The organism is Corynebacterium sp. HMSC059E07 (assembly GCF_001814395.1).
GTDB lineage: Bacteria > Actinomycetota > Actinomycetes > Mycobacteriales > Mycobacteriaceae > Corynebacterium > Corynebacterium hesseae.
The window spans coordinates 29,406-53,618 of the sequence record NZ_KV816275.1 but is presented as its reverse complement, the minus strand read 5'-3'; the positions used below and the strand labels follow the sequence as shown (position 1 = coordinate 53,618).

Annotated in this window: 22 protein-coding genes; 11 read left to right on the top strand and 11 right to left on the bottom strand. The window is 57.6% G+C overall.

Annotated features, from left to right (window positions below; all coding sequences use genetic code 11):
- Positions 1-24: 24 nt before the first annotated feature.
- From HMPREF2967_RS01580 to HMPREF2967_RS01565, 4 genes are all read left to right on the top strand, one after another.
- Positions 25-633, top strand: coding sequence for a cation efflux transmembrane domain-containing protein (locus HMPREF2967_RS01580; RefSeq protein WP_070597224.1), 609 nt, complete (start codon positions 25-27; stop codon positions 631-633).
- A gap of 407 nt (positions 634-1,040) precedes the next feature.
- Positions 1,041-2,423, top strand: a complete 1,383-nt coding sequence (locus tag HMPREF2967_RS01575; RefSeq protein WP_070597222.1) for a hypothetical protein — start codon at positions 1,041-1,043, stop codon at positions 2,421-2,423.
- 219 nt (positions 2,424-2,642) lie between these two features.
- Positions 2,643-3,797: an alpha/beta hydrolase gene (locus tag HMPREF2967_RS01570; RefSeq protein ID WP_070684692.1), complete on the top strand. Its 1,155-nt coding sequence runs from the start codon at positions 2,643-2,645 to the stop codon at positions 3,795-3,797.
- A 50-nt stretch (positions 3,798-3,847) separates the two neighbouring features.
- The gene (locus HMPREF2967_RS01565) at positions 3,848-5,242 is read left to right on the top strand and encodes a GntP family permease (RefSeq protein ID WP_070684765.1); all 1,395 of its coding nucleotides are present in this window, start codon (positions 3,848-3,850) and stop codon (positions 5,240-5,242) included.
- Here the strand turns inward: HMPREF2967_RS01565 and HMPREF2967_RS01560 are convergent.
- The 3 genes from HMPREF2967_RS01560 to mmuM all read right to left on the bottom strand — a co-directional run bounded on the left by HMPREF2967_RS01560 (position 5,239) and on the right by mmuM (position 7,119).
- Positions 5,239-5,730 (bottom strand): gluconokinase, encoded by a 492-nt coding sequence (locus HMPREF2967_RS01560; protein WP_070523424.1) that lies wholly within the window; start codon positions 5,728-5,730, stop codon positions 5,239-5,241. The two genes, HMPREF2967_RS01565 and HMPREF2967_RS01560, sit on opposite strands and share 4 nt — an antisense overlap.
- Positions 5,731-5,798: 68 nt before the next feature.
- The gene (locus tag HMPREF2967_RS01555) at positions 5,799-6,185 is read right to left on the bottom strand and encodes a hypothetical protein (RefSeq protein WP_070684690.1); all 387 of its coding nucleotides are present in this window, start codon (positions 6,183-6,185) and stop codon (positions 5,799-5,801) included.
- Between the two features lie 43 nt (positions 6,186-6,228).
- Positions 6,229-7,119, bottom strand: coding sequence for a homocysteine S-methyltransferase (mmuM, locus tag HMPREF2967_RS01550; RefSeq protein ID WP_070684688.1), 891 nt, complete (start codon positions 7,117-7,119; stop codon positions 6,229-6,231).
- Positions 7,120-7,674: 555 nt separating this feature from the next.
- On the opposite strand from mmuM, the gene HMPREF2967_RS01545 reads away from it, so the two are divergent.
- The gene (locus HMPREF2967_RS01545) at positions 7,675-8,229 is read left to right on the top strand and encodes a CAP domain-containing protein (RefSeq protein ID WP_070565169.1); all 555 of its coding nucleotides are present in this window, start codon (positions 7,675-7,677) and stop codon (positions 8,227-8,229) included.
- A gap of 82 nt (positions 8,230-8,311) precedes the next feature.
- A complete protein-coding gene (locus HMPREF2967_RS01540; RefSeq protein WP_070684686.1) occupies positions 8,312-9,652 on the top strand; it encodes an AAA family ATPase in 1,341 nt (446 codons plus the stop codon).
- Positions 9,653-9,810: 158 nt separating this feature from the next.
- Here HMPREF2967_RS01540 and HMPREF2967_RS01535 read toward each other — a convergent pair whose 3' ends face one another.
- Positions 9,811-11,325, bottom strand: a complete 1,515-nt coding sequence (locus HMPREF2967_RS01535) for a sodium:solute symporter family protein (protein WP_070597212.1) — start codon at positions 11,323-11,325, stop codon at positions 9,811-9,813.
- Positions 11,326-11,565: 240 nt separating this feature from the next.
- Between HMPREF2967_RS01535 and HMPREF2967_RS01530 the strand changes: the two genes are divergently transcribed.
- Positions 11,566-12,282: a FadR/GntR family transcriptional regulator gene (locus HMPREF2967_RS01530; protein WP_070523448.1), complete on the top strand. Its 717-nt coding sequence runs from the start codon at positions 11,566-11,568 to the stop codon at positions 12,280-12,282.
- A gap of 9 nt (positions 12,283-12,291) precedes the next feature.
- On the opposite strand, the gene HMPREF2967_RS01525 is transcribed toward HMPREF2967_RS01530, so the two are convergent.
- The 5 genes from HMPREF2967_RS01525 to HMPREF2967_RS13365 are packed head-to-tail and all read right to left on the bottom strand — an operon-like array spanning position 12,292 to position 15,752.
- Entirely contained in the window at positions 12,292-13,002 is a 711-nt protein-coding gene (locus HMPREF2967_RS01525) for an N-acetylmannosamine-6-phosphate 2-epimerase (protein WP_070523451.1), read from the bottom strand.
- Between the two features lie 41 nt (positions 13,003-13,043).
- Entirely contained in the window at positions 13,044-13,985 is a 942-nt protein-coding gene (locus tag HMPREF2967_RS01520; protein ID WP_070597211.1) for an ROK family protein, read from the bottom strand.
- A 31-nt stretch (positions 13,986-14,016) separates the two neighbouring features.
- Positions 14,017-14,961: a dihydrodipicolinate synthase family protein gene (locus tag HMPREF2967_RS01515; RefSeq protein ID WP_070523457.1), complete on the bottom strand. Its 945-nt coding sequence runs from the start codon at positions 14,959-14,961 to the stop codon at positions 14,017-14,019.
- A 45-nt stretch (positions 14,962-15,006) separates the two neighbouring features.
- Positions 15,007-15,585 carry a 3'-5' exonuclease gene (locus HMPREF2967_RS01510; protein WP_232770573.1) on the bottom strand — a complete coding sequence of 193 codons (579 nt, stop codon included), beginning with the start codon at positions 15,583-15,585 and terminating at the stop codon, positions 15,007-15,009.
- Positions 15,582-15,752, bottom strand: coding sequence for a hypothetical protein (locus tag HMPREF2967_RS13365; protein ID WP_232770572.1), 171 nt, complete (start codon positions 15,750-15,752; stop codon positions 15,582-15,584). The genes HMPREF2967_RS01510 and HMPREF2967_RS13365 overlap by 4 nt, the downstream gene beginning before the upstream one ends.
- Positions 15,753-15,939: 187 nt before the next feature.
- Here HMPREF2967_RS13365 and HMPREF2967_RS01505 point away from each other — a divergent pair, with 187 nt between their 5' ends.
- Positions 15,940-17,802: a DUF262 domain-containing protein gene (locus HMPREF2967_RS01505; protein WP_070597206.1), complete on the top strand. Its 1,863-nt coding sequence runs from the start codon at positions 15,940-15,942 to the stop codon at positions 17,800-17,802.
- Positions 17,803-17,922: 120 nt separating this feature from the next.
- Positions 17,923-18,429: a GNAT family N-acetyltransferase gene (locus tag HMPREF2967_RS01500; protein WP_070597203.1), complete on the top strand. Its 507-nt coding sequence runs from the start codon at positions 17,923-17,925 to the stop codon at positions 18,427-18,429.
- Between the two features lie 77 nt (positions 18,430-18,506).
- On the opposite strand, the gene HMPREF2967_RS01495 is transcribed toward HMPREF2967_RS01500, so the two are convergent.
- Together HMPREF2967_RS01495 and HMPREF2967_RS01490 are read right to left on the bottom strand one after the other, a co-directional pair.
- Entirely contained in the window at positions 18,507-20,219 is a 1,713-nt protein-coding gene (locus HMPREF2967_RS01495; RefSeq protein ID WP_070684684.1) for a bifunctional metallophosphatase/5'-nucleotidase, read from the bottom strand.
- 128 nt (positions 20,220-20,347) lie between these two features.
- Positions 20,348-20,809, bottom strand: a complete 462-nt coding sequence (locus tag HMPREF2967_RS01490; protein ID WP_070523473.1) for an ASCH domain-containing protein — start codon at positions 20,807-20,809, stop codon at positions 20,348-20,350.
- 319 nt (positions 20,810-21,128) lie between these two features.
- Here HMPREF2967_RS01490 and HMPREF2967_RS01485 point away from each other — a divergent pair, with 319 nt between their 5' ends.
- Both HMPREF2967_RS01485 and HMPREF2967_RS01480 read left to right on the top strand, forming a co-directional pair.
- Positions 21,129-22,322 (top strand): ATP-binding protein, encoded by a 1,194-nt coding sequence (locus tag HMPREF2967_RS01485; protein WP_083306827.1) that lies wholly within the window; start codon positions 21,129-21,131, stop codon positions 22,320-22,322.
- 409 nt (positions 22,323-22,731) lie between these two features.
- Complete coding sequence (locus HMPREF2967_RS01480) at positions 22,732-23,979, top strand: arginine deiminase (protein ID WP_070684682.1); 1,248 nt, start codon at positions 22,732-22,734, stop codon at positions 23,977-23,979.
- Positions 23,980-24,213: the final 234 nt, after the last annotated feature.

Sequence of the window (24,213 nt, the reverse complement as noted above, 5' to 3'; positions counted from 1 at the left end):
TCAAGCCCATTAAGCTCAGGTACCGTGTCTCACGATCTCTCCTCCTCCACCCTGAACGCACGCGCCCGGCGGGTTGTCGCCTGGGTGGCCGCGCTGAATCTCGCCGGTTTCTTCGTCGAATTCGTCATCGCCTGCATCATCGGCTCAGCCTCACTCTTCGCTGACGCCGCCGACTTCCTCGAGGACTTTCTCATCAACGCGCTCGTGCTCTTAGCGCTGCGCTGGTCGGTGGAGGGGCGTCGCAAAGCAAGCTATGGCCTAGCCGGGCTCATCCTGATCCCCGCGGTGGCGTCCTATGGCATGGCGATATGGAAGATCATCAGCGGCGCCGTTCCTGAGCCACTCACACTTTCCGGCACGGCCATTTTCGCCATGCTCATCAACTTGCTCTGCGCGGTGCTGCTGGTGCAATTGCGACACGGAGGTGCGCTCACGCGTGGGGCGTGGTTGGCCGCACGCAATGACGTCGCCGCCAACATTCTTATCCTCGGCGCTGGTCTTGTGATGCTGGCGTGGGCGAGCCCCTGGCCAGACATCGTGGTCGGCCTCATCATCGGCACCATCAACCTGCGCGCGGCGGCTGAGGTCTTCGAACAGGCACGCGCGGAAGACCCAGAGATCGAAGAAGACTAACGCGCCGTTTTTAAGAATTACTTAAGCAAACGGTGGTCGGTTGGGGTCTGCTCCTTAGACCACAGAGGCTGAAATTGCGCGTGACACGAACCCACAAACACCCTTTCACTCCCCCTAATGGGGTCATTCTTTAGTTTGTGCACGAACGGTCAAAGAGACGTTTTCCCAGAATACGGTCTAGTTAGACAAAACCAAGGTCGGCGCAAATTTCTTAGTCAATTGTTCACCCGGGGCCACCCGATCGAAATGTATTTCTGCATTTAAAAATATAAACAATTCAAGGGGTGCGTGATCCTGAAAAGCGCCTTATTGTTGCAACACGTCACGCACTGGGCATGACAGCGCGAACACAGCGCCACCACAGTGCGTCACCGCATTGCCCCAAACTTTCATCCAGGAGAACAACAATGACCCAGCGTCGTCGTACCGCCGGCTTCATCGCCGGCCTCGCGATTGCAGGCACCGCCCTCATCGCACCGGCTGCATCCGCAGCAACCCACACCGAGTCCTACCCGGAGACCCCGGCTGTCAACGCCAAGCTCCCCATCGTTCACACTTCCCACGGTTCCGACCACATGAAGGCCAACGTCCTCAACCCGCGTCCGGTATGTAACCCGTGGGAGGACCACCGCACCGTGGTCTACAAGGTGACCGACAACTTCATGCCGGCTGGCACCATCTCCACCACCAACCAGACCAAGAAGGACATTCCGCTGCAGCAGAACCTGTCCAAGTCCCAGTCCATCACCCTGTCCGTCAACGGTGACCGCACCGAGACCACCTCCATGAACATGGGCGGCAAGGGCTCCGGCAAGGGTGCTGAAGGTTCCTTCGGCGTCTCCCACCAGATTGCCACCAAGCTCGGCGCTTCCGCTTCCTACTCTCTGTCTTGGGAAGCTGGCCAGTCCATCGGCCCGTACGACGTTCCGCCGAACCACACCGGTGAGGCTACCTACGGCTTCCGCGTTCTGAACATGACCGGTACCCAGCAGTACTGCAAGCCGAACGGCACCTGGTCCACCCCGACCTTCTGGTCTGCAATGCAGCCGATGAAGAACGAGGTTCGCGTCAAGCTGTACGACGACATCGCTGATTCCTACGCTCCGAACAAGGACGCTCAGAACACCACCGACGTCAACGACCCGAAGGTTGTTGAGGAGGAGAAGTCCCCGGAGGCTGACGCTGAGGTCATCAAGGACAACGAGGTCGCTCCGGAGGAGAAGGCCGTGTCCGAGGCTGAGGGCAAGAAGGAAGAGGAAGCCGACAAGAAGGTCCAGGAGGACGTCGAGAACGGCAAGACCGACGAGGCTAAGCAGAAGCTGGACCTGAAGCCGGTTCTGACCACCTCCGGCGCTAAGCACGCTGGTTACGCTGGCACCGTTGCTCTCCGCCTGGAGAACGTCGGTTCCGAGCGCTACTACGGCGACTTCCCGGCTGTCCAGTACCGCGTTGATGTGAAGACCGCTGAGGGCCCGAAGGGCGTTGACCGCCTCATCACCCCGCGTTCCTCCAACGGTGCTCACATCCGTGACCTGGGCTTCGACGAGAAGTCCTCGACCCGCTCCTTCGAGGTCACCCTGGCCAACCCGATTAACGCTGGCGAGTCCGCTCGTGTTGCCAACCTGGACTTCGGCGACGGCAACACCAAGGAAGGCCGCCTGAAGAACTACATCGAGGTCACCCAGATTTCCCGCCTGAAGGGCGACAACTCCACCGACAACGACCAGAACGTTGACTCCCGCGAGATCACCGTGAAGGACACCGGCAAGAAGGCTGAGGGCCTGTTCTAAGGAACACCCCTCGCCCACTGCAGAGAGTGTGCACAGCCCGCCGGCGCTTAGTCCGGCAGTGAGAGAGTGAGAGGACCCCGACCGCTTGATGAAAGCGGTCGGGGTTTCTTTATGCCCTTAATCCGCTTCCACCAACTGTCCCGCAGCTCTCCCGCTGCCCCGCCTTCGTTAACGCCGGGGAAGTTCTGCGCTGCAGGGTTAGTTGGCTATTGTGAACTAATGAAATTCTTTCGCTCCGCACTTGCGGGCATTCTCTCGGCGGGGTTGATCATCTCCCCCGCCCTCGCTCAGCCGGCACACGCACAAGCACTGGATACGATGAGCAGCGATGCCGCCAACATCGATCAGCACTCCAGCGCCCTCGATCCTATCGCCCTGGGACCGCTGGCACCTCTACTCTTCGCCGACAACATTTTCGCCGCCTGGGCACAGGTGCTTCAGCAATTGAAAGTCCCGGTGTTGGCACCAGACGCTACGCGCCCACCGGCGACGGCAGCCCCGGCACAACTGCGCGGACTGCGTCACGTCCAGGACAACGTGTGGGAGCTAAAAGCCTATTCACCGGCCATGGACCGTGTCATCACCAACGACATCATTCTTCCTCCAGGAGGATTGGAGAACACGCAGCCCCGCCCGAGCTACTACCTACTGGGTGGTGCCGGCGGTGGCGAGGACGCACTGTGGTGGGACGGCGGAGGGGCCTCCGAGTTCTTCCGTGACAAGCATGTCAATGTCATTTCCCCGCGTGGCGCATATGGATCGATGATGTCCGACTGGGCGCAGCCTCATGACACCCACGGAAAATACAAGTGGGCCACCTATCTGACAAAGGAACTCCCGCAGCTTATCGACGCCGAGTTCCACGGCAACGGCCGCGACGGAATCGCGGGTCTAAGCAACTCCGGCGGCCCCGCATTGGAGCTAGCCACGTTCGATCCGCGCTTCAAAGTGTCTGGTTCCTTCTCCGGTTGCCCCTCGACCACAGGTGTTCTCGCGCAGTCCTTTGCGTGGGCAAGTGCTGCGTTCTACGGCACTGACCCGGCTCGCTCCTTCGGCGCGCCGTGGGATCCGGCGTGGGCGCAACATTCGCCGGTTCTCAACCTCGATCAGCAACGCGGCCGAAAGACTTTCGTCATCGTCTCCCGCGGCGGCCCGGCCGATTTTGACGTCGACATCGAGGACTCACCACTTCCCGCGCTGGGCCTCAACGAGCGTTTGGATTATTGGTGCAGCTCTTATTACGCCAAGCAGGCCACCGCAGCTGGCGTAGACCTTGACTATTACGAGCTTCCCGCGGGGCGCCACACATGGGGGCTGTTCCGGCGCGAGCTGGCCATCAGCTGGGCCACGGTTGGCCCAGCGCTCGGGGTGTAACCCCTAGATCACCGCAGGCTGCAGAAGTAAAATCAACATTCATGAATGTCATGGATACTTGGGAGCCCACGCTGGGCACCGGACCACTGTTAGGGATTGCGGTTGCGGCCATCGCCGTCATCCTCGTCCTCGTCATCTACTTCAAGGTGCACGCCTTCGTCACCCTCGTCACGGTCTCCGCGCTCACCGCCTTGGCCGCTGGCATCCCGCTGGATGGTGTGGTTCCCACCATGACGAGCGGCTTCGGCTCAACGTTGGGTTCCGTAGCCTTGCTGGTGGGGTTGGGCGCCATGATCGGGCGTCTGGTAGAAACTTCCGGCGGTGCTAAAACGCTTGCCGACGCCCTCGTGAAACTCTTCGGCGAAAACAAAGCGCCCCTAGCACTCGGCGTGGCCTCCCTCATCATGGGCTTCCCCATCTTCTTCGACGCGGGGCTCATGGTGATGCTGCCGGTCATCTTTGCCGTCGCTAGGCGCCTGGACGGCCCAGTTCTGGCCTACGGCATCCCCGCCGCCGGCGCCTTCTCTGTCATGCACGTCTTCGTGCCACCGCACCCGGGTCCTGTCGCGGCCGGTGAGTTCTTCAGCGCGGACATCGGCCTCATACTCATCTTCGGCCTCCTCGTTGCGCTGCCCACGTGGTATCTCTCCAGCTACCGTTTCGGGCTCCACCTGGGAAAGAAGTATCCCTACCGCCTCGAGGAAGCCATCACCGGCGCCTTGGTCAGCGATGCCGAACTCCCGGATCGCCCGGCCTCCCCGGCCTCAGTAATTGGCATCCTGCTCATCCCCATGATCCTCATCTTCGGCAATACCGGGTTGACCACGCTGGGCACCGCTGGTGTTGTTGATCCTTCCGCCACGTGGGTGCGCTTCTTCGTCTTCTTGGGCCAAACACCCATCGCGCTGTTGATTACCACTCTGGCAGCGATGGCCGTGCTGGGCCTGCGCCGCGGGGAGGGCAAGAGCGCAATTGAGAAGACCGTGGAGTCTTCGCTCGGACCGATCTGTTCCGTCGTCCTCATCACCGGTGCGGGCGGCATGTTCGGTGGGGTGCTGCGCACCAGCGGTATCGGTGATGCGCTGGCGGACTCCATGTCTAACCTCGGCGTCCCTGTCATCCTGGCCTGCTACCTCATCGCGGTAGCCCTGCGTCTGGCGCAAGGCTCGGCCACCGTTGCGCTGACGACGGCCGCCGCGCTCATGGTGCCTGCCGTGGAGGCTGGCGGCTTCAGCGAAATCCAGTTGGTCCTCATCACGCTCGCCACCGCAGCCGGCTCCGTCTTTGGCAGCCATGTCAATGACTCGGGCTTCTGGCTCGTTGGCCGTCTCATGGGCATGGACGTGTCCACCACCCTGAGGACGTGGACCGTCAATCAGGCGCTGATTTCCTCGATTGGCTTCGGCATCGTCCTTATCTTCTACGGCGCCGCCGCGCTGTTCTAGGCCTGCAGGTACTCGGCCGCCGCGGCGGCCAGCTCCTCCGGGGTGGCGCTGACATCCAGCACGATGCCTGCCTCCTCCGGCCGAAGTTCCTCTAGAGTCTCGAACTGCGAATCAAGCAGGGACACCGGCATGAAGTGTCCGGTTCGCCGGCTCATGCGCTCCTTGAGCAATTCATAGGAGCCGTGCAGGTGGATGAAGACCGTATCGGGTGCTGCGGCGCGGATGATGTCGCGGTAGGAATGCTTGAGCGCGGAACAGCCCACGATGGCCCCGGACTCTTGTTCGGCGAGAAAGCGGCCGATGGATTCGAGCCAGGGTTTCCGGTCATCGTCGTCAAGCGCCTGCCCCGAGGCCATCTTCTCGATGTTCGCCGCCGGGTGCATATCGTCCCCATCCCGGAAGGGAAGGCCGGTGCGCTGCGCCAGCAACTCCCCGACCGTCGATTTGCCGCAGCTCGAGACTCCCATGATCACCACGTGCTTGCGCATCAATCCTCCTTAAGACAGCATCCGATCCTACGCGCTACGGGGCGTCGCGCGGCTGACCACAGCGCGGCTTAGCCCAGTGGCCCGTAGCCAAAGTCGCCGCGCTGCACCTCGCCGCGGGCATTCGGATCAAAGGTGGCACACAAAGCCGCCGCCACGTAGCGCACGCCGCCCTCCGGCGCGGAGGAGCCGACGCGCTCTGCACAATTCTCAAGAGCAGGCATGCCGATGCTCTGCCCCGGCATAGTCATGGAGAAGAAGGATGCGGCCATCATGGTGTTGCCATCGGCGCGCACGTACTCTGAGGAGCCTTTGATGGCCTGCCATGCAACTGCCCCGACGGGATCGGTGCGGAACTGATCCCGCTCAGTCTGGGTCAGCTCGGCGTTGGCGGCGGGCACGGACAGCGTTGTGATGAGAAGTGCAGCGGATGCGGCGAGTAAAGGAAACTTTTTCATAGGAACACTCTATCCTCTGACCCGAGGATTGTCGCGGCGTTTTCTATTTGCCGTCGAAGCGGATCGATCGATGCAGCTGCCGAATCCCAGCGGGCCCCACGCGGCAGCAGCCGCCCAGAAGGCCGACCCCAGCCGCGCGCATCTCGGCTGCCGCCTCAGTCAAGCCCATCGCACCGGCAGGAGCAGGACGCCAGTCGCGGGCGCCGTGGTCCCAGATCTCTCCACTGTTGGGACATGCTAAAAGCGGCTTATCCGTTCCAGCACGCAATGCCTTCACCACCGCCCATACCTGCGGTGGGCGCACACAATTCACACCCACGGCCCCCAGCCGCGGTGTCTGGTTGGCCAGCGCGATCACCTGCGAGAGCTTCGTCGGGTCGGCCGCGATGGCGCCGGTGATGCTCAACGCAAAGGGCTTGGGCTGGGCCGAGAGCAGCTCCAGAAGCACCGCGGCCTCATCGACATTCGGGATGGTTTCTGCAAGGAGGAAGTCGGCCTCCGTGTCCGCGAGCACCTCTACCCTGCGGGTATGCCAGCGGCGCAATTCGTGCGCCGAAAGACCATAGGCACCGTCGTACTCGTTGCCCCGGCCCGGACCTGCTCCATAGGGGCCAACGGATGCGGCAACCAATTGATCACCGTGGGCAGCATGTCTGTCGCCGGCCTTGCGGGCGGCGTCACGCGCTACCGTGACGCTGCGGCGCAAAAGAGACTCCGCCTCCCCGCCCAGCACATCGAAGGTGATTTGATAGGAGGCCGTGGTGGCAATCTGGGCGCCGGCGGCAAAGAAGTCCGCATGGGCAGATTCGATGAGGGCGGGGTTCTCACGCAGCACGCGCGCCGACCACAGCGGACCCGAGATGTCGTACCCCAGGGCCTCGAGGTGGGTTCCAAGGCCGCCGTCGAAAAGCAGCGGCGCGTCAAAGAGGGCCATGGCGCACGAGCCTAGCAATGCGTGGGCAGCCGACCCCCACCATGCCAATAGGTTTCATTAATAGTTGCATTACTTTTCTTAATCTTTTACCTTCTGACACTGAGCCTCAACAGCCCTTCTTCCTGCTCATTGCCATGCTTTTCGACGTTCCCCTCTCACTCAGGTTCCTCACCGGAGGATAAACGCAAACTATACTTTCCCAGCCTTAATCCAGGGATTTTTGAAGAAATTCCTGAGTTTTTGAGAATAGTTGACACATCACCAGCACTTTCTTGGGAAAGCTTTCCATCAACCTAAGAAGCCACCCCCAAGTGCCACCCCCGCCGCCCGTCATTTCTAAAGAAAACTATGCGATTTCAAGCCTTCAGGGCGGCAAACCCAAAAGAAACTTAAACCCGCCGCGCGAAGACACATAAACTCACAGGCAAACCTTAAAACTGCTGGTCAGATGGATTTTGAGCACCCAAAAGAGCTTTAATTTTAAGTGAAAGTACCGCTCGGTACGAGGTCGAAAAAGCCTCCACTTAACACCTGAAGCAGAAAGAGGTGCCCGCCATGTTCCGCCTCCCATTCGGACATAAAGCCACAAAGATCGTCGCCCCGGTTGCTGCCGTTGCAGCACTCTTCGCCGGTTCCATCAACGCCCCTGCTCAGGCTGGTAGTTCCTTCGGTGCATTCAACCCGGCTGACTTCGGCTTCACCATGCCGTCCGTTGCCGGCCCGGCAGCCCCGGCTCCGCACGCTGCAGCCAGCGTTCAAGGCCTCATTAATCAAACCAATGCGCAACGTGTGGCCAATGGCCTCGCACCGCTGCGCGTTGACCCGAACCTGACCAACCTGGCACAGGATTGGGCCAACACCTTGAGCCGCGATGGCAGGACTCGCCACCGTCCGAACTACTGGACCTTCTACCCCGCCGGCCTACCCGCTGGTGGTGAGAACGTCCTCCAGGCATGGAGCGACTACTCCGATGCCAGCCTGGTGAAGCTGTGGATGGATTCCCCCGGCCACCGCAAGAACTTGCTCGACCCCCGCGCTAAGTCCGTGGGAATCGGCCTGACCGTCGCCCCCGACGGCCGGTTGTACGCCGTGCAGAACTTTGGGCGGTAGATCTAAAACCCGAAAGGGGCGCAGTTAGGCGGCTCATCCTGCGCCCCTGGGTGTTCACTCGCTGCACGCTATAGTGGACTCCATGCTCACGCGACTCGAAGTTGATGGTTTCAAGAACCTCAAGAATTTCAGTGTCGATCTCGGCCCTTACACCTGCATCGTGGGCCGCAATGCTGTCGGCAAGTCAAATATCTTCGACGCAATTTCTTTCTTCGGCTCAACAGCCAATGCCTCTCTCAACGATGCCGCCGCCAATCTCCGCGGTCTGCGTGGCGATATCAGCGAAATCTTTGGCAACGACACGAACTCGATCACGTTTGCCGCCGAGATGATCGTCCCCGCAACTTTTCGAGATGACTTCGGACAAGAAGTAGAAATCACCACGACTTTCCTGCGGTACGAGCTTGAATTCCAACTCGTGGAGCAGGAATTCACTGCGGATCAAGTCGTGCGAACCATCGAACTTGTCCGTGAGGATCTCACGGCACTCACCCAAAAGGACGCCCGTGAAAGGCACCCCTGGGCTGCAGAAGCATTTCGCAAGACTGCTATTAAAAGCACAGGTGGCCGCCCCGCGTTCATTAAGACAACGGCCGAAGACTCCATCGAGGTTAAGTCGGGTAGAAGGGGGCGCAATCCGCACCTTCCCCTGAAGGAAGTTCGCTCCACGGTTCTATCCGTCTACGGGCGCAGCGCGGATTACCCAGCAATTGCTGCAGTACGTAGAGAGCTTTCCACGTGGAAGCTACTGGGCCTTGAGCCGACTGCGATGCGTGCTCCGAGCGCGATGAGTGATCCGTCAAGCGTCGATGCCCGCGGCGCCAACCTCCCGGCGGCCCTCGCCCGCCTCACGCAGGAAATCGGCGATCAAGCAACTGTTCAATTAGAAGACACGCTCCTCGATCTCGTTGATGTTCGCTCGATTGACCTCGACATCGACAGCTCGCGTCAGTTGATCACGCTTCAAGCAGAAATTGGCAATGCACCGCTGCTTCCCGCGCGTGCGCTCTCGGATGGAACACTGCGTTTTATCGTCCTGGGTCTCCTCGCCATCGACCCCAGCACGAACGACGTTTTATGCTTCGAAGAACCAGAAAACGGCATTTATCCCGACAAGCTTCGCGCTATGTATACGCTCCTGCATGAGCTGGCTGTCGATTCACGCCACCAAGTGGGCCCGGACAATCCCCTGCAGCAAATGATTGTGAACTCCCACTCCCCTGCCTATTTATCCCTACACCAAGAGGATTGGGGCGAACTACTTGTCGCCGATAGCCACCCCATTGACAACTCCTTAAGGCTCCTTCCAGTCCTTGGCAGCGAGAATTGGCGGACCATAAATCCAGGAACACCGGGCGTTATCGCAACGGTCATCGAAGAAATCCTCCACGTTTCCTTGAAGCATCAGGATGAAGCTGCTTGAAGCACAACTACTGGGACACCGGTCCAGAGGCGGCAACCCCACCGACCACAGCAACAGCGTCGAAGCCCCTCCACACTCGTTACGAGCACGCCGCGGCCATGCGAGATGTACCCCACGGAGAGCAACAACTCACGCTGCGTGGGCTTAACTTACTTGATTTAAGCAACAGGCGTTTGCATGGCGCTACGCCGCGTGTACTCAAGGTCCTTTCCGTAAATAGTCAAGCCCGTGATGTCGTGCTGGTCCGATTTCCGGAAGATGAAGGATGCCAGATAGCCGATAACGAGAGTTCCTACGAACGCGACAATCGAGACCAAGAATGGGCCTTGGTCCAGCTTTCCAGCGAAGTACGCAGCAATCGCTCCGCAAAGGAGCCCGATGAGAACGCCATTGGAATTTGCGGACTTCGTAAAGATACCCAAGACAAATACCGCAGTGAGCGGAACTCCAAAAAGACCGGTGATCGCGAGGAACAGGTCCCACAGGTCCGACTGGTTGGTAATGATGAGATACAGCGCAACGGCCAATCCGAAGGTTCCGGCAACGATGATGACCAGGCGAGAGAAAGTAACCGACGCTTCCTTCGGGGAGAAGCGGTTATAGATATCCACGACAACGCACGCGGAAATCGAGTTGAGCGAAGAAGAAATTGTCGATTGCGCAGCCGCCAAGATGGCAGCAATCAAGAGTCCGGCAATGCCTGCAGGCAGCTCCGAAAGAATGAAATACGGCACTACAGCAGAAGTGTTGACTCCCTCAGGCAGACCACCCTTCGCTTCGTAGAAGTTATACAAAGCCGTTCCCATCCCGTAGAACAGCGGAATAGTTATCAGCGCCAGAATTCCGTTGACGATGAGAGACTTCTTCGTCGCTTGAATCGTAGGAGTCGTTTGGTAGCGCTGAACGACGTCCTGAGAAGAGGTGTACTGGTGCAAGCTGTTCAGTACATTTCCGATAAAGATGAATGGTATCGAGGAGAAGACTGCATTCGTGGTGAAGTTGTCCGCTGAGTAGAACTTTCCTTCTTCAGCGGCGTTAACCACCGCACCGCTAAATCCGTCGGGAGTCATAGCCATGGCCGTCAGCACTACCGCTGCAGCGCCAGCCAGCAGCAGGACACCCTGAATCACATCAGACCAAATCACGCCTTCCATGCCTCCCAGGAAGGTGTACACAATACAAAGAGCGCCTACAAACGCGGCGACGACCAGCGGGTTGATATCTGCCACCGACGTGATCGCCAATGTTGGCAAATAGATAACGATGGCGATGCGCCCGACGTGATAAAGAACGAAGAGGAGCGAGCCGAGGACTCGGAGGGCTACGGAGAATCTCTCCTCGAGGTATTCGTAGGCCGTAGTGACATCCAGCTTCCTGAAGAACGGAACATAGTAACCGATCAAAATTGGAACAATGGCAAAAATAGCGAGGTTACCAGCCGAGTAAGCCCAGTCAGTCAGATACGCCTTTTCCGGAGTGGACATAAACGTGATGGCAGACAGCGTCGTGGCATAGATTGAGAATCCTGCCGCCCAGCCAGGAATCCTGCCACCCGCTTTGAAGAATTCGTCCTGATCACTGCCGGCCCTACGCGCAAAATAAGCGCCGACAAGAAGCATTCCCAGGAGATAGAGGATCAGAACTATCCAGTTGAGTGTTCCGAATGATTGCATTTGGCCTTCCCTTCAGGGCTTTCGATATAGAGAGCTAAATCACTCTCTAATTTGTCTGTGCAACAAAGCATGTTAGAAGATACAATACATCAGACGTCTGATGTTTGAAGGGATTTAAGATATAGCCGTCTACCCCTGATCGTCAGAGCGGAGTGCTACTCCCCCGCAGCGCTCATCCTTTAAGTACCCCGCCAACGTGGAAGGCTTAAGATATATCGAAAAGAAAAGAGGGATTAACCAGTGCACACCGGAACGTGGGGATTCAGTGAAGCCACACATCGCCCTGCCTCAACCACCCAGCAGGCTGTAGAAGGCATCAAACAATACATTCGGGACAACGCCCTCAAGCCCGGGGACACTTTGCCAACCGAATCAGAGCTCTGCGAAGAGCTTGGCTTCTCTCGCTCCTCTGTCCGAGAGGCCATCAGAATCCTAACGACGCTAGATATCGTCGACGTCAGGCACGGAACAGGAACGTTTGTCTCCAGCACGTCCCTCAAAGCTCTAGTTCAAGGACTCATTTTTCGAGCGACTCTCGACGCTGATGACAACCTTGAAACACTTCGTGATGTAGTGGAAATCCGGCAGGCGATTGATCTTGCTATCGGGCAAGAAATCACAGCCAAACTCGACCCCTCGAAGCTAGAGCAGTTGAGCATCATCGTGGAAAAGATGTCAGCCAAGCGGAAGCAGGGCCTAAACTTTGCCGAAGAGGATCGGGAGTTCCATCAGGTGCTGCTTTCCGAAATTGATAACCCGATCATCCGTGAGCTCAATGATGCCTTTTGGCAAGTGCACATGAACGTCATTCCGCTTCGCAAGTTGGAAGAACCACAGGACTTCAGCAGGACGGTTCGCGCGCACCAAGACATCGTCGATGCTCTACAGAACAATGACCTGAAGAAGTATCAAGAGTCTGTACTCAGGCATTACGAGCCTCTGCTGACTTCGCTGTGACAATCCGCGTCAGCTATTGAAGCTCCGCGTAATCCAGGCAGGATCTGTGATGGCAGTGCCAATGATGATTGCATCGGCGCCAGCGCGCTTTCCTGCAGCCACATCATCGCGCGAGGCAAACCTGCCTTCGCCTATCAAAAAAGCATCTTCACCACAGAGCCGTCGCCCCTCTGCCAAGCATTCAAGATCCGGACCTTCAGTCTTGCTCCGGAATTCTGTATAGCCGGCCAGCGTCGTTGAAATGATATCCGCCCCCGTGTGGTGCGCCTGCTGCATTTCTTCCGGGGTTGAACAATCGGCCATTGACAAGACATTAAGCCGGTGACACTCTGCGACAAGATCAGAAAAGCTTGAGCCATCAGGCCTAGGGCGATCCGTGGCATCTGCACAGATAACAGCTGCCCCTGCCTCAGCCAATCGACGGACGGACTCTACAGTTGGCGTGATATAAACCCCCTCACTCCCCTCCTTTGTAAGGCCGAAAACTGGTACATCTACTGCAGCTGCGATTGCCTCGACATCCTCGATGCCGCCATACCCGCCACACCGGATTGCACGGCTTCCTCCCTCAACGCACGCACGAGCGACATGCGTCAAGGTATGGGTATCGCGCATTGGGTGACCATCTGGCGCTTGCACCGAGACAATCACCGAGTTTCGAATTAACCCTTGGACTTCTTCTCGGCGTTCCGCCAGTTCACTACTCTTAAACCTAAACATATACCTGAGCCTTCTTCTGGATATATCGCAGATAAACGGTGCTAAAAAGCGTTATCTCGAGCAAAAGCCGCTGCACCCACTAACGGTGCTGTCGCCGGAGATTCAGTAACCCGAATTGCAACGGAGCGATTCGGCTTCAATGCGAAATCCTCTATGGCCTGACGGAATGGTTCTTCCACAGCGGCACCAATCTGACACACACCGCCGCCCAAGACAACGGCATCAAGATCAAGAGCCGAAACAAGACCAGCCACCGCACGGCCAAGGCCATAAGAATTCCCTCGAATAATCCGGGAAGCGAGTTCATCTCCCTGGTTCATTCTTTCCACGACCTTTTCGAGGGGAAGCACTAACTGGGCCCGTTCCTTCCACTGCACCCGCTCGCTCGCCGGGTTCGTAGAAAATTCTTCATAATACGCAGCCAAGCTATTGCCGCTCATAATGTTTTCGGCGCGGTCCGCAAAGCCCCGGAAATCAGCGCACAAGAGCTCCGAAAACTCTCCGGCCGATCCGGTAGGTCCGCTGAGCAGACTCCCGTTATCGCTTACCGCACCACCGACACCAGTTCCCAACGAAAGGTACAGGACTCTGCCGGACTGGAACTCCCTCGCGGCTCCGAGCATCAGCTCTCCGTACGCCCAGACTCTCACATCATTGTGAACAGCACACGGAAGGTCAACAACCTCTTTCGCGACCTCACGAAGATTGGTACCAGACCAGTTCTTAATGGTGTCCCCGTTGTAGGTGACGAGTCCCTCAGGTGCCTGAATCACTCCTGGCGAACCAATGCCGATTCGCGCCGGGGCAATGCCCGATCCTTCCAACGCCAGCTGAACGGCTTTCTTAATCTGCTCCTGTGGCGAAGCACCGGCCGGCTGGGTAGGAATCTTTCCCAACGCAACTGCCTGCGTTGGGTCTTCATCAGACACGAAGCCCCAACCAATCTTTGTTGCACCGACATCAAGCGCAAGGGTACTAGTCACTCTTCACTCGTTTCGTCGTAGTTCAGCGAAATTAGGGCTCGATCACCTGAGCGGCATCGACGATCTCATGAATCTTAGCCAGCTCCTCATCATTCAGAGCGACGTGCGGACGGGACATCAGCCCCGACGGAAAGACGCCCAGGTGGTGAAGCGCTGCCTTGAAGCTGCCGAGACCTTGCGAGCTTCCGCCCATGCGGGTCCCATCGCCCACACCAACGATGGTGAAAAGGTCACAAATCTTAGACTGCAATTCCGCGGCCTCGGCATACGCCCCGTCCACCAGTAGCTCATGCAACTTCACGTAGGAAACCGGGTCCACGTTGCCCAGACCAGGTACCACGCCATCGGCACCTGCCAGGTAAGCAAAGTCGACCGTAGTTTCCGAGCCAGTTAAAACCACAAAGTTTTTCACCCCAGCCTTGTCGCGGGCGCTAATCAGAGCACGCGTGTATCCATCATTGCCGCCAGAATCTTTAACGCCAGCGAGCACACCTTCCTTGGCGAGAGAAATAAGGGTAGAAATATCCAGTACCGAGTGAACACTGACCGGAATGTTGTACGCGTAGATGGGAGTCTCTGGCGCGGCTTCGTGAAGAAGTCGGAAGTGCTCAGCAATTTCTACATCGTGAGTACGAACATAAAAAGGGGCAGTGGCAACTAGACCCTGGACCCCGAGCGCGACGGCATCTTCAATATGCTCAATGACTCGCGGAGTCGTCATGTCAATCACGCCTGCAACTACCGGAACTCGCCCGCGAGCCTGTTCCGCCACCGTTGCAATGACTTCCTTACGCTGCTCTCGTGTAAGGAAAGCCACCTCACCTGAAGAACCGAGAACGAACAGACCATGAACACCAGCCTTAATCAGCCGTTCGGCCTGACGCTTGAGGGTATCGATGTCGACGGAGTAGTCCTCGTTAAACGGAGTCAGAAGCGGCGGTACAACGCCGTGCAGGAGCTGTGTGCTTGCAGTCATGTCTTGAACCCTTCCTATTCACCTTTTCACTTGAGTCATAAGACATCATACGTCTCCTGCGATTGTGATGCAGCTCCTTCCAGCGAAAGGAAGCAAAGGAAGAGAACTGACTAACCTAACCTGGCAACAGCTCGGAGGCCTCCCCACCACGCTCACTACGAGCACATCGCGGGCGCGCGAGGCTGCTACGTAGAGCAACGCCCGCTCGCGCTGCAGCGCCTCGCGGCTTACATCAAGCAAGATGACGTGCGTGAATTCTAAGCCCTTGGCGTTGTGCATCGTCATCACCGCCATCGGGCGCTCCCGGGACGTGCGCCGCCCAGTGCTCACGGCCACGCCCAGCTCGCCCAACTGCGTGGCGATCTCATCCTTGCGCGCATTAGTCCGGGTCAGCACACCGATGGAGACATCGTCATCCCCGAAGGTCCAGTCCCGGATACGCGCGGCCAAGGCCTCAGCTTCCTCCGCCTTGCTCGCAGAATTCAAGACAACCGGCGCAGGACCCTGGCGCAACGAACGATAACCATGCAGATCGTCGATATTCTCTTCCGAATCCACCCACTCGGCACCGTCCAGAATCGCCGTGGCATAGCCCAGGTTCTGCCGGGTCGTGCGGTAATTCACGCGCAGCTTCGTCGTGGCACGCCCTCGCGTTTCAATCCCGTAATCACGCAGCACCAACCGCTGCCCATAGATGCGCTGGTGCGCGCGACGTTGCTGACCAGCCAGTGCTCATCACAGCAGGAGATGGGTACATCGAGGGCGAGCTGGGAGTAGTCGGAAAGGCTCATGGAGTCCAAGGCATCAGCGGGGCTGGACCTTTTGGGAGGATTGCGGCTCAGGAGTTCGAGAACATTTCACCTGGCTAAGCCCAACACCAAACGCAGCCTTTTGCTGAAATAAATCTCCAGAGTTCTCCTCCCCTTTGCCCCTTTTAAGGCATGCTGGAGAAGACTATTCGCTACAGAGGAGGCTCCGGTGGGTTTCAACACCAACATGCACCAACTATCGGCGCTGATGCGCAATACCGAGAACGGAGAGATTCAGCTCCCCGATTTTCAGCGAAAGTACAAGTGGGAGGACGAGCGCGTCCGCCAGCTCCTCATAACCATCTTCCGTGGGCATCCGTTGGGCATCATCATGTTGCTGGAAACCGGCAATTCTTCTGTCAGGTTCAAGCCACGGCCCATCGAAAGCACCGAGGCGACTGCTACTTCCGAGCCCAAGTTCTTGCTTCTCGACGGCCAGCAACGACTGACATCGCTTACCCAAGCCCTCAAGGGTGATGGTGTTGTTCACACCAAAGACTCACGCGGCAAGCGCCTCGACCGCAGGTACTTCATCAATATCCAGAAGTCTATTGAGGATCCCTTCGAGCTGGATGAAGCAGTGATCTCGGTACCGGCTGATGGAGTTATTCGAACCAACTTTAACCGCGACATCGTTCTCGATCTCAGCAGCCTGGAGAAGCAACACGAAGCGGGTTATATCCCCGTTTCGCTACTGCTTGATCAGATGGGGCTTTTCGAATGGTTCGGCAAGCTAGGTGACACCGAGCTCATGACCGCATTCAGCGATGGGATCATCCGTCAGGTCAACGAATACAAGATTCCCGCAATTGAGCTCGACAAGCAGACGGACAAGGCAGCGGTGGCCACTGTCTTCGAAAAGGTCAATGTCGGTGGGCTCCCACTAAACGTTTTTGAGCTCCTCACAGCAGTGTTTGCAGGCGATGCCGAGTACTACGACAGGTACCAGCACGATTTCCGCCTCAACGACGACTGGGTGGAGACTAAGGAACTGTGGAAAGAACATGATGTCCTCCACAAGGTGGAGAACACTGACTTCCTCCAAGCAATCACGATGCTGACGACTCTTGAGCGAAGCAAGCATTCTTCGGGAGGCCGCAAAGTCGGTCTGTCTGCCAAGAGGGAAGACGTTTTAAGGCTTGAGTTGAACGACTACCTCACCTGGCGCGACGCCCTACGTCAAGGATTCATCTGGGTAGCAGGCTTCCTAGCGGATCTGCATATTTACCGATTCAGGGATGTCCCCTACCCGAAGCAATTAGTTCCGCTAGCTGCCATCGCCGTTGTTCTTGGCAAGGAAGCAGACAAGCACCACGTCAAAGAGAAGATTACGCAGTGGTTCTGGAGTGGAGTCTTGGGCGAGCTTTATGGCTCTGCCATTGAGACGCGCTTCGTGCGTGACCTTGAAGGGGTGCCTGCTTGGGCGATGGGTGAAGAGACTACCGCCCCACGCACCGTGCAGGACGCTACCTTTGCGGAATCCCGCCTTCATTCCTTGCGCACCCGCAATGCCGCGGCATACAAGGGCATTGCTGCACTGATCATGGCACAGGGCTCTACGGACTGGGTCGAAGGGAAGCAATTCGGCGCTTTCCAGTACAGGGACATGGCCGTAGACATCCACCATATTTTCCCTAAGGACTGGTGCAAAAAGAACGGAATTGATGATGAACGCCGCGAGTCTATCGTCAACAAAACGACGCTGAGCGCACGTACGAACCGTGTCATCGGTGGCGTCGCACCGTCGGCATACTTGACCAAAGTTGAGAGCGAATCAGGCTTTGATGCCAACGGCGTAGACGACGTTCTCCGCGGACACCTCATTTCGCCCGAAGCACTGCGCAGCGATAACTTTGATGCTTTCTTCGAGCGTCGAAGGGAATCACTCTGCGCACTCATTGAGGGCGCTCTGAAGAAGACGGTTCAGCGCGATGTCAGCGAAGGAAACGCTGTGGAAGACTCGTCATTCTTCGAGGAAGAAGCGCTTGAGGAGCCTGTCCAAACGGGAGTCGACCCCCTATCGGAGGCCTAAGGCAAAGTTGTTTCCTCTCTGACCGGCGCAGCCGGGCAACTTTCGACCAAGAGTGACGGCACTACGTGTGTGCAGATTAGGCAACCTGGCCGAACGCCGCTCTCAACCTCAGGACTCACAATGAATGATATTCATACTCTTCGCACTTCCCGACTCAATCTTTCGGCACCGACAGATGCCGACGTTGACGCCATCTTTGCCATCCACTCGGACGCCCGCACTTACGAGCACCGCCCTGAACTGGTCATGAAGACCAGGGAGGAAGCCACGGACCTGGCACGCGCGTGGCAGGCCAACTGGCACGAGAATCATCTGGGATACTACGTGGTATCCACGCTCGATGGCACTACCATAGGATTTACTGGCGTGCGCCATAGCGAAGAAGCCGGTGAAGAAGTGCTCAACCTCTACTACCGCTTCGCGCCTGAATCGCAGGGCAAAGGCTACGCCAAGGAGGCCGCAGCCGCTGCAATTGCCAGCGCGCGTGAGCGTTTCCCGCAGCTCCCAGTCGTTGCGATAATCGACCCCACTAATGAAGCGTCGATTGCCCTAGCCTTGAAGCTCGGACTTCAGCACGTCCCCGGCGCAGGAGTGCAGGATGACTATGAGGTCTACCGACTGGGCTGATAAAAATATCTCGACACTCGCAGCTCAGCCACTCTTTTGAAACGTGGGAATGACTCCGTAGAACTGAAATGCCCTGGTTATTGATGCAGTCCCTGCAAGGGGAAGCGATCCGAAGGAAGATTTAGTTGCCACGAGCCCGGCAAGAAGGTCTTCAGGTAGCGAACAATCCCCTCCAGTACGGGCTTGGGAGTAAACGCGACGAAAGCACCCGCCAGTGCGGCAATCACCCCGATAGCAACGGCTGCTCCTCGCGAAGATCCAATCGATGATTCTTCTGCCTTCCCACCGTTTGCTGGACCGTTTGACTTATCGGGAGTCTTCAAAGGTAAGAGCTCACCATGCCGCTTGATGAACTCGGAGAAGACATCGACGTCGATTGCCGTGCCTGTAGAAGTAACACGCGCATCGCTGAATGAATCGATCTTGTCGCCACCATTTACCACGTAGTTGCTAACGGCTAGTGAATAGGTGGCATTCATGCCCATTGACGTGCCATCATCGAGCTTTATCGCCGTGACACGCTCGCCAAATGGCGCAGATGCGTCGAAATCAAACGTGAATCCGGCAGTTCGTGGGAAGCCGTTTCCACCGTCCGGGTTGGATTCAATACCCTTTTCCAGCGCATCTTTAATCTGTGCGCCTGTCGCTTGAATCGCGATTGGTGAGTTTCCAAAAGGAAGCACCGATTGCGCATCGCGACGGGTCAAGGTCCCTTCTTTCATGTCGGCACGCTGACCGCCACCGTTCTGCCATCCGAGCTGGGTATCGAAATGTTCGCGGTATGCATCCGCTACCAACGGACCTAGTTCTGCTTTTGATAAAGCCTGCGTCGCAGTACCAAGTTGCTCGCCCAGTTGGCGGTCTAATTCACCGTAGAGTTTCTCGCTGCGTGTCTTCCACTCTTCGTTAGCCCTAAGCGATGGATTGACCGGATGGTTCACTACTTTCACTGTGTTCTCCTGTGTGGACCGGTCAACAGTGATGTCGAGGTGAACCAACGTTCCATAATCAGCGCGCGGTGCGACAATCGGCCGACCATCTGCGGTGTAGGTTACTTCTTCCGGTGATTGCGCCTCGTTTTCTTCACGCAGCGCTGCTGCAAGCTCGGGAATCTCTTCCATTACCCGAGTGGTGTCTTCTTTTGAAATCTGGCTCAGCAAAACGATTGCATCGACGCCTTCTTCTTGGAGCTTGTTAACCCCGGCGCGTGCGGAATCAATGAAGTCCCCCACTACCACATCCTTGGCGGCTACCGTTCGATCAAGGTCGGCAGTAAGAGAAACAAACCCGACGGTGAGGTCGCCAGACTTAGCGGTGAACGTGGTTCCGTCCTCGCTGATCGGCTCGCCATTCTGGGTAGTCAGATTGCTGGAAATCCATGGAAACTCGGCCTTTTCGATAAGGCTACGAGTATGGTCCACACCGTAATCAAAGTCGTGGTTGCCAAAATTGCCAACGTCCACACCGAGTTCGTTAAAAGCCTCTACAAATGACTCACCGCGAAAGACTGAGCCGAACAGGCTGCCGGCAGCAAGTTCTCCACCAAAGGCGACAATGGGGTCGCCCTCTTCTTGACGGATATTCTCCAGAGCAGTTGCCAAGTAAGCGATGCCGCCTTGGTGACTACCGTCATCCCAAGTTCGGGGCTCGAACTCCTTCATATCCTGGAAGTAGACAATGTCTCCGGTCGCTACTGCCGCCTGGCCTGGGTCCGATTCAGCAGCAATAGCGTTAGAGGCGTTGAGAGAAAGAAGAGCAGTCAAAGCAAGAATGGTGTGACGATTGCGCATAGAGGCATTCTGCCTATCGCGACTAGAGGTTCCCCGACCTTGAGGCAAAATCTAGATGAACATTCACAGTCCAGATGTTTACCGCTGGGCACGAGCTACGAATACGCCTAGCTCGCGGGCATGCCCCTTCAGGAATCCCACGGCTCCAATGCCTTAACCGGGTACCGCCCATCAACAGCAAAGCGCTGGCACACCACCTGGGTGTCATCGTTGATGTCTAGTTCTCCGATGTACTCAACGAAATCGGGCGAACACCAGAACTCTTCATGCCCGGCGCGCCATTCGCTGGCATCGGTGTAGCCTTCGCCCTCGGCGATGGCATGCTTGTCGCTGACGTCGGCGAGCCGGCGGACTTGGACCTCGATGGTGCGGATGACGCACACCACGTTGTCGTGTGAGTCGAGGACAGCCTCAAGAGTGCCCACGTCCTCGCGCGGGTCGTGGTCGCACGGGTGCTCGGCCAACAAGGACGTCGTAGTGGTTTTCGTGCCGTTCAGGATGGCGGTGACGAGGGCGTCGCGAAGCGGGCCAGGGAAGGCGAACTCACCGCGCGGCAGTGCCGATATGGGTTCCAAAGTGTCCTGAGTCATACGTTCACAGTACGTGGCCAGTTAAATGTTGCTGAGTGAGTACGCACTCGCTTTCTGTTCCGACCGGCCGGATGCTCGCTCCCCCAAACTCGCTTCATCCACGACGATGTCCGGGTGCATCCCTTGCGCCAAAGATGCTCCTTACAAAGAACTTGTAAACCAACTTCTTTCCCAATCGCTCCATGCCGCGCCACTGCCTCCTATTAATAGCGACGCAGGCCCTTCTTCAAACTTCAAAGCTCTTCATAAACTTCAAAGAATTCACAAAATTCATAAACTTCACAAGACTTCAAAAGCTCTGTGGTCTAGAGTGAGGGACATGAATCCGAAACACACCAACCCTTTTACGGCTACTCTCGGCGCCACTCCCCCGCTGTTGGTTGGCCGCAGCGATGCCATTCGTGATTTCGGTTTTGCACTCGATGAAGGCCCTGGTGCCCATGAGAGGATCTCACTCATCATCGGACCACGCGGCATCGGCAAGACAGTCCTTCTTAATGCCTTCGAAGACGAAGCGCTCGAGCGCGGTTGGCTCACGCTCAGTGACACTGCAACGACCGGTTTTGTTGAGCGACTGCGTAGCAGCATTATTCAGCTTCTGGCTAAGGAGAGGAAACAGCTCAAAGGCCTCAACGTCTCTATCCTCGGCATTGGAGGCGGGCTCAATTGGGATACCCGAGCTATCGCAGAGTCCACGTACTCGCTCCGCAATGCGCTCAAGGATTTACTGGCCTATAAACGTGAGCTCGACCGGAAATCCCGCCAGGAGCCCGGTGGGGTTCTTGTAACACTGGATGAAATGCACCATCAACGCAGCCAGGAGCTCATAGAGTTCGGCGCCACGATTCAACATTTAGTTCGCGAGGGTGAGGACATTTCCGTTGTCATGGCAGGCATCCCGTCCTCAATTAGACCTTTGCTTTCCGGGAAGCTGAACAGTCGTGGCGACACCAATCCAGTTACCTTTCTTCGACGCGCTAACCGCATTGAGCTGGGCAGGGTCTCCGATTCGGATGTACGTGAAGCACTGGAGGAACCCCTTCACAGCGCCGCCACCTCATGGTCACAGGACGCTTTGGAAACCGCGGTTGAGGCGTGCCATGGATATCCATTCATGATCCAGCTCGTCGGCCAGTGCTCATTCAGGGAAAAGGAACGTACCGCTGACGGAGGTACCGAGATTTCTATCGACGCTGCCCGGCGCGGAGTCGCAACAGCACAGCGCAAGCTCGGCCAACTTGTTCATGAGCCAGCGCTGTCGGACCTCTCCCCCGTCGACCGAAGCTTTTTGGTCTACATGGCTCAAAGCGATGGCCCTTCCAAGATGGCGGACATCAAGGCACGCTTCAATAAGACTGATTCTTATGTAGGCAACTATCGCCGCCGGCTTCTCGACGCCGAAATGATCACCACCACGGGCCACGGCGAAGTCGATTTCGCCTTGCCGTACTTACGCGACTACCTCCGCGAGCACGCGGCAAGTCTCATAGCCGAGGACTTCGACGCCCAGTAGCGAGGCCTCCCTCGCCCTCGGACTGCACGCCACACCTACCCCCGCGCGTTTACATCTCTACTATTCGCGCAGAGTTTCCATTCCTCTCAAAGTTATTCATCCGGCTCGCCGGGAAATGCAGCACCTGCCAGCGTAGGTGTTGTCGCAGTGGCGGAGGAAGAGGCGTCGACAAGCGCGGCGTGGAACCTCACTATGTGCGCGCCGGAGCCGTGTGAATAAACGCGGATAATAGTATGCGTCCAGTCGCAAAACCTGCACCTACATGGGGTTTCTTCGGCTTCCGGTAGCTTGAAAAAGCTCGAACTTTTCTTAGAATTGTCGTCTAGTTCACATATCACCACCCCGGGTGCCGCTGCTCACCACGCAACTGGATGGCACAGCGCACCCGTACCGAGAAAGGTTCACGCACATGACAACTCCCCCGCTGGGCGTTTGGTCCGAGGTTGGCAAGCTCCACCAGGTCATGGTGTGCGCGCCGGGGCTCGCGCACGAGCGGCTGACCCCCAGCAATTGCGGAGAGCTGCTTTTCGACGACGTCCTCTGGGTCGACGAAGCCAAGAAGCATCACGCAGAGTTCGTCGCCAAGCTGCGCAGCTACGGCGTCGAGGTGCTGGAGATGCACACGCTCCTGGAGGAAACCCTGGCCACCCCGGGCGGGCGTGATTTCATCCTGGACTTCAAGCTTTTGGATAAGAACGTTGGTGTCGGCATCGGCGGCGAGCTGCGCCACTGGTTCGATGACATGTCTAACAAACGCCTGGCGGAGCTCCTCATCGGCGGGCTGCCCTTCGCCGAAATCCCGGAAGGCCTAGGCCACGGAACCATCGATGCCATGCGTGAGGTCTACGGACCTTCCGCTTTTGCGCTGCGCCCGCTGCCCAACACTCAGTACTCGCGGGATAACTCGGCGTGGATTTATGGCGGGGTCTCGCTCAACCCCATGCGCATGCCGGCGCGCCACCAGGAAACGCTGCTGACCAGAGCGATTTATAACTACCACCCACGGTTTGCGCAGGCGGATTTTCAGTTCTGGTACGGAAATACCGATGAGGAGCCAGGCCTGGCTTCCTTGGAGGGCGGGGACATCATGCCGATCGGAAAGGGCATCGTCCTCGTCGGCATGGGTGAGCGCACCACCTGGCAGGGAGTAAGCCAGCTGGCCATGCGCCTATTCCAGGAAGGCGCGGCCGAGAAGATCATCATCGCCGCCATGGCCGCCGACCGCGCCTCGATGCACCTCGACACCGTGCTCACCTTCCTGGATGCAGATAAGGTCACCGCCTACCCCAAGGTCGTGAACACCATCCGACCCATCGTCTTGCATCCCTCCACGAGCACGGCGCCTTTCGACGTCGAACTGCCCACCCAGTCTTTCCTCGAGGTCGTCGCCAAGGCGCTTGGCGTCGGGAGTCTGCAGGTGGTGGAAACCGGTGGGGACACCTATGCCGCTGCCCGCGAGCAGTGGGATGACGCCAATAACGTCGTGGCCATTGAACCGGGCGTGGTGGTGGCTTATGACCGCAACAAGCACACCAATAAGAAGCTGCGCGCCGCCGGGATTGAGGTTGTAGAGATTGGCTCGGCGGAGTTGGGCCGCGGGCGCGGGGGCGGGCACTGCATGACCTGCCCTATTGTGCGTGATGCGGTGGACTACTAGAAGGTTTTCCGGCTTCCAACCACCAGTGCGCGTATCCCATAAAGTCAAGAGACCGGGTCTGCGTTGACCCACCCACACGGGGTTATACAGAAGTTTGTGTACGAAAGATCAATGGGCTGGCCAGCAAATACTTAACGCCACTAACTTTCTTTAAGGGCTAGAAGCCGTTTCCCATATCCATTGGCTACCCCCTTGCATGCCTCCTAAAATAAGTGCGGATTCTACAAATCTCTC

Excerpts from the sequence above, each read along its gene's own strand:
- HMPREF2967_RS01575 (WP_070597222.1), top strand. The coding sequence starts at position 1,041 with ATGACCCAGCGTCGTCGTACCGCCGGCTTCATCGCCGGCCTCGCGATT.
- HMPREF2967_RS01570 (WP_070684692.1), top strand. The coding sequence starts at position 2,643 with ATGAAATTCTTTCGCTCCGCACTTGCGGGCATTCTCTCGGCGGGGTTG.
- HMPREF2967_RS01565 (WP_070684765.1), top strand. The coding sequence starts at position 3,848 with ATGGATACTTGGGAGCCCACGCTGGGCACCGGACCACTGTTAGGGATT.
- HMPREF2967_RS01560 (WP_070523424.1), bottom strand. The coding sequence starts at position 5,730 with ATGCGCAAGCACGTGGTGATCATGGGAGTCTCGAGCTGCGGCAAATCG.
- HMPREF2967_RS01555 (WP_070684690.1), bottom strand. The coding sequence starts at position 6,185 with ATGAAAAAGTTTCCTTTACTCGCCGCATCCGCTGCACTTCTCATCACA.
- mmuM (WP_070684688.1), bottom strand. The coding sequence starts at position 7,119 with ATGGCCCTCTTTGACGCGCCGCTGCTTTTCGACGGCGGCCTTGGAACC.
- HMPREF2967_RS01545 (WP_070565169.1), top strand. The coding sequence starts at position 7,675 with ATGTTCCGCCTCCCATTCGGACATAAAGCCACAAAGATCGTCGCCCCG.
- HMPREF2967_RS01540 (WP_070684686.1), top strand. The coding sequence starts at position 8,312 with ATGCTCACGCGACTCGAAGTTGATGGTTTCAAGAACCTCAAGAATTTC.
- HMPREF2967_RS01535 (WP_070597212.1), bottom strand. The coding sequence starts at position 11,325 with ATGCAATCATTCGGAACACTCAACTGGATAGTTCTGATCCTCTATCTC.
- HMPREF2967_RS01525 (WP_070523451.1), bottom strand. The coding sequence starts at position 13,002 with ATGTTTAGGTTTAAGAGTAGTGAACTGGCGGAACGCCGAGAAGAAGTC.
- HMPREF2967_RS01515 (WP_070523457.1), bottom strand. The coding sequence starts at position 14,961 with ATGACTGCAAGCACACAGCTCCTGCACGGCGTTGTACCGCCGCTTCTG.
- HMPREF2967_RS13365 (WP_232770572.1), bottom strand. The coding sequence starts at position 15,752 with ATGAGCCTTTCCGACTACTCCCAGCTCGCCCTCGATGTACCCATCTCC.
- HMPREF2967_RS01500 (WP_070597203.1), top strand. The coding sequence starts at position 17,923 with ATGAATGATATTCATACTCTTCGCACTTCCCGACTCAATCTTTCGGCA.
- HMPREF2967_RS01495 (WP_070684684.1), bottom strand. The coding sequence starts at position 20,219 with ATGCGCAATCGTCACACCATTCTTGCTTTGACTGCTCTTCTTTCTCTC.
- HMPREF2967_RS01490 (WP_070523473.1), bottom strand. The coding sequence starts at position 20,809 with ATGACTCAGGACACTTTGGAACCCATATCGGCACTGCCGCGCGGTGAG.
- HMPREF2967_RS01485 (WP_083306827.1), top strand. The coding sequence starts at position 21,129 with ATGAATCCGAAACACACCAACCCTTTTACGGCTACTCTCGGCGCCACT.
- HMPREF2967_RS01480 (WP_070684682.1), top strand. The coding sequence starts at position 22,732 with ATGACAACTCCCCCGCTGGGCGTTTGGTCCGAGGTTGGCAAGCTCCAC.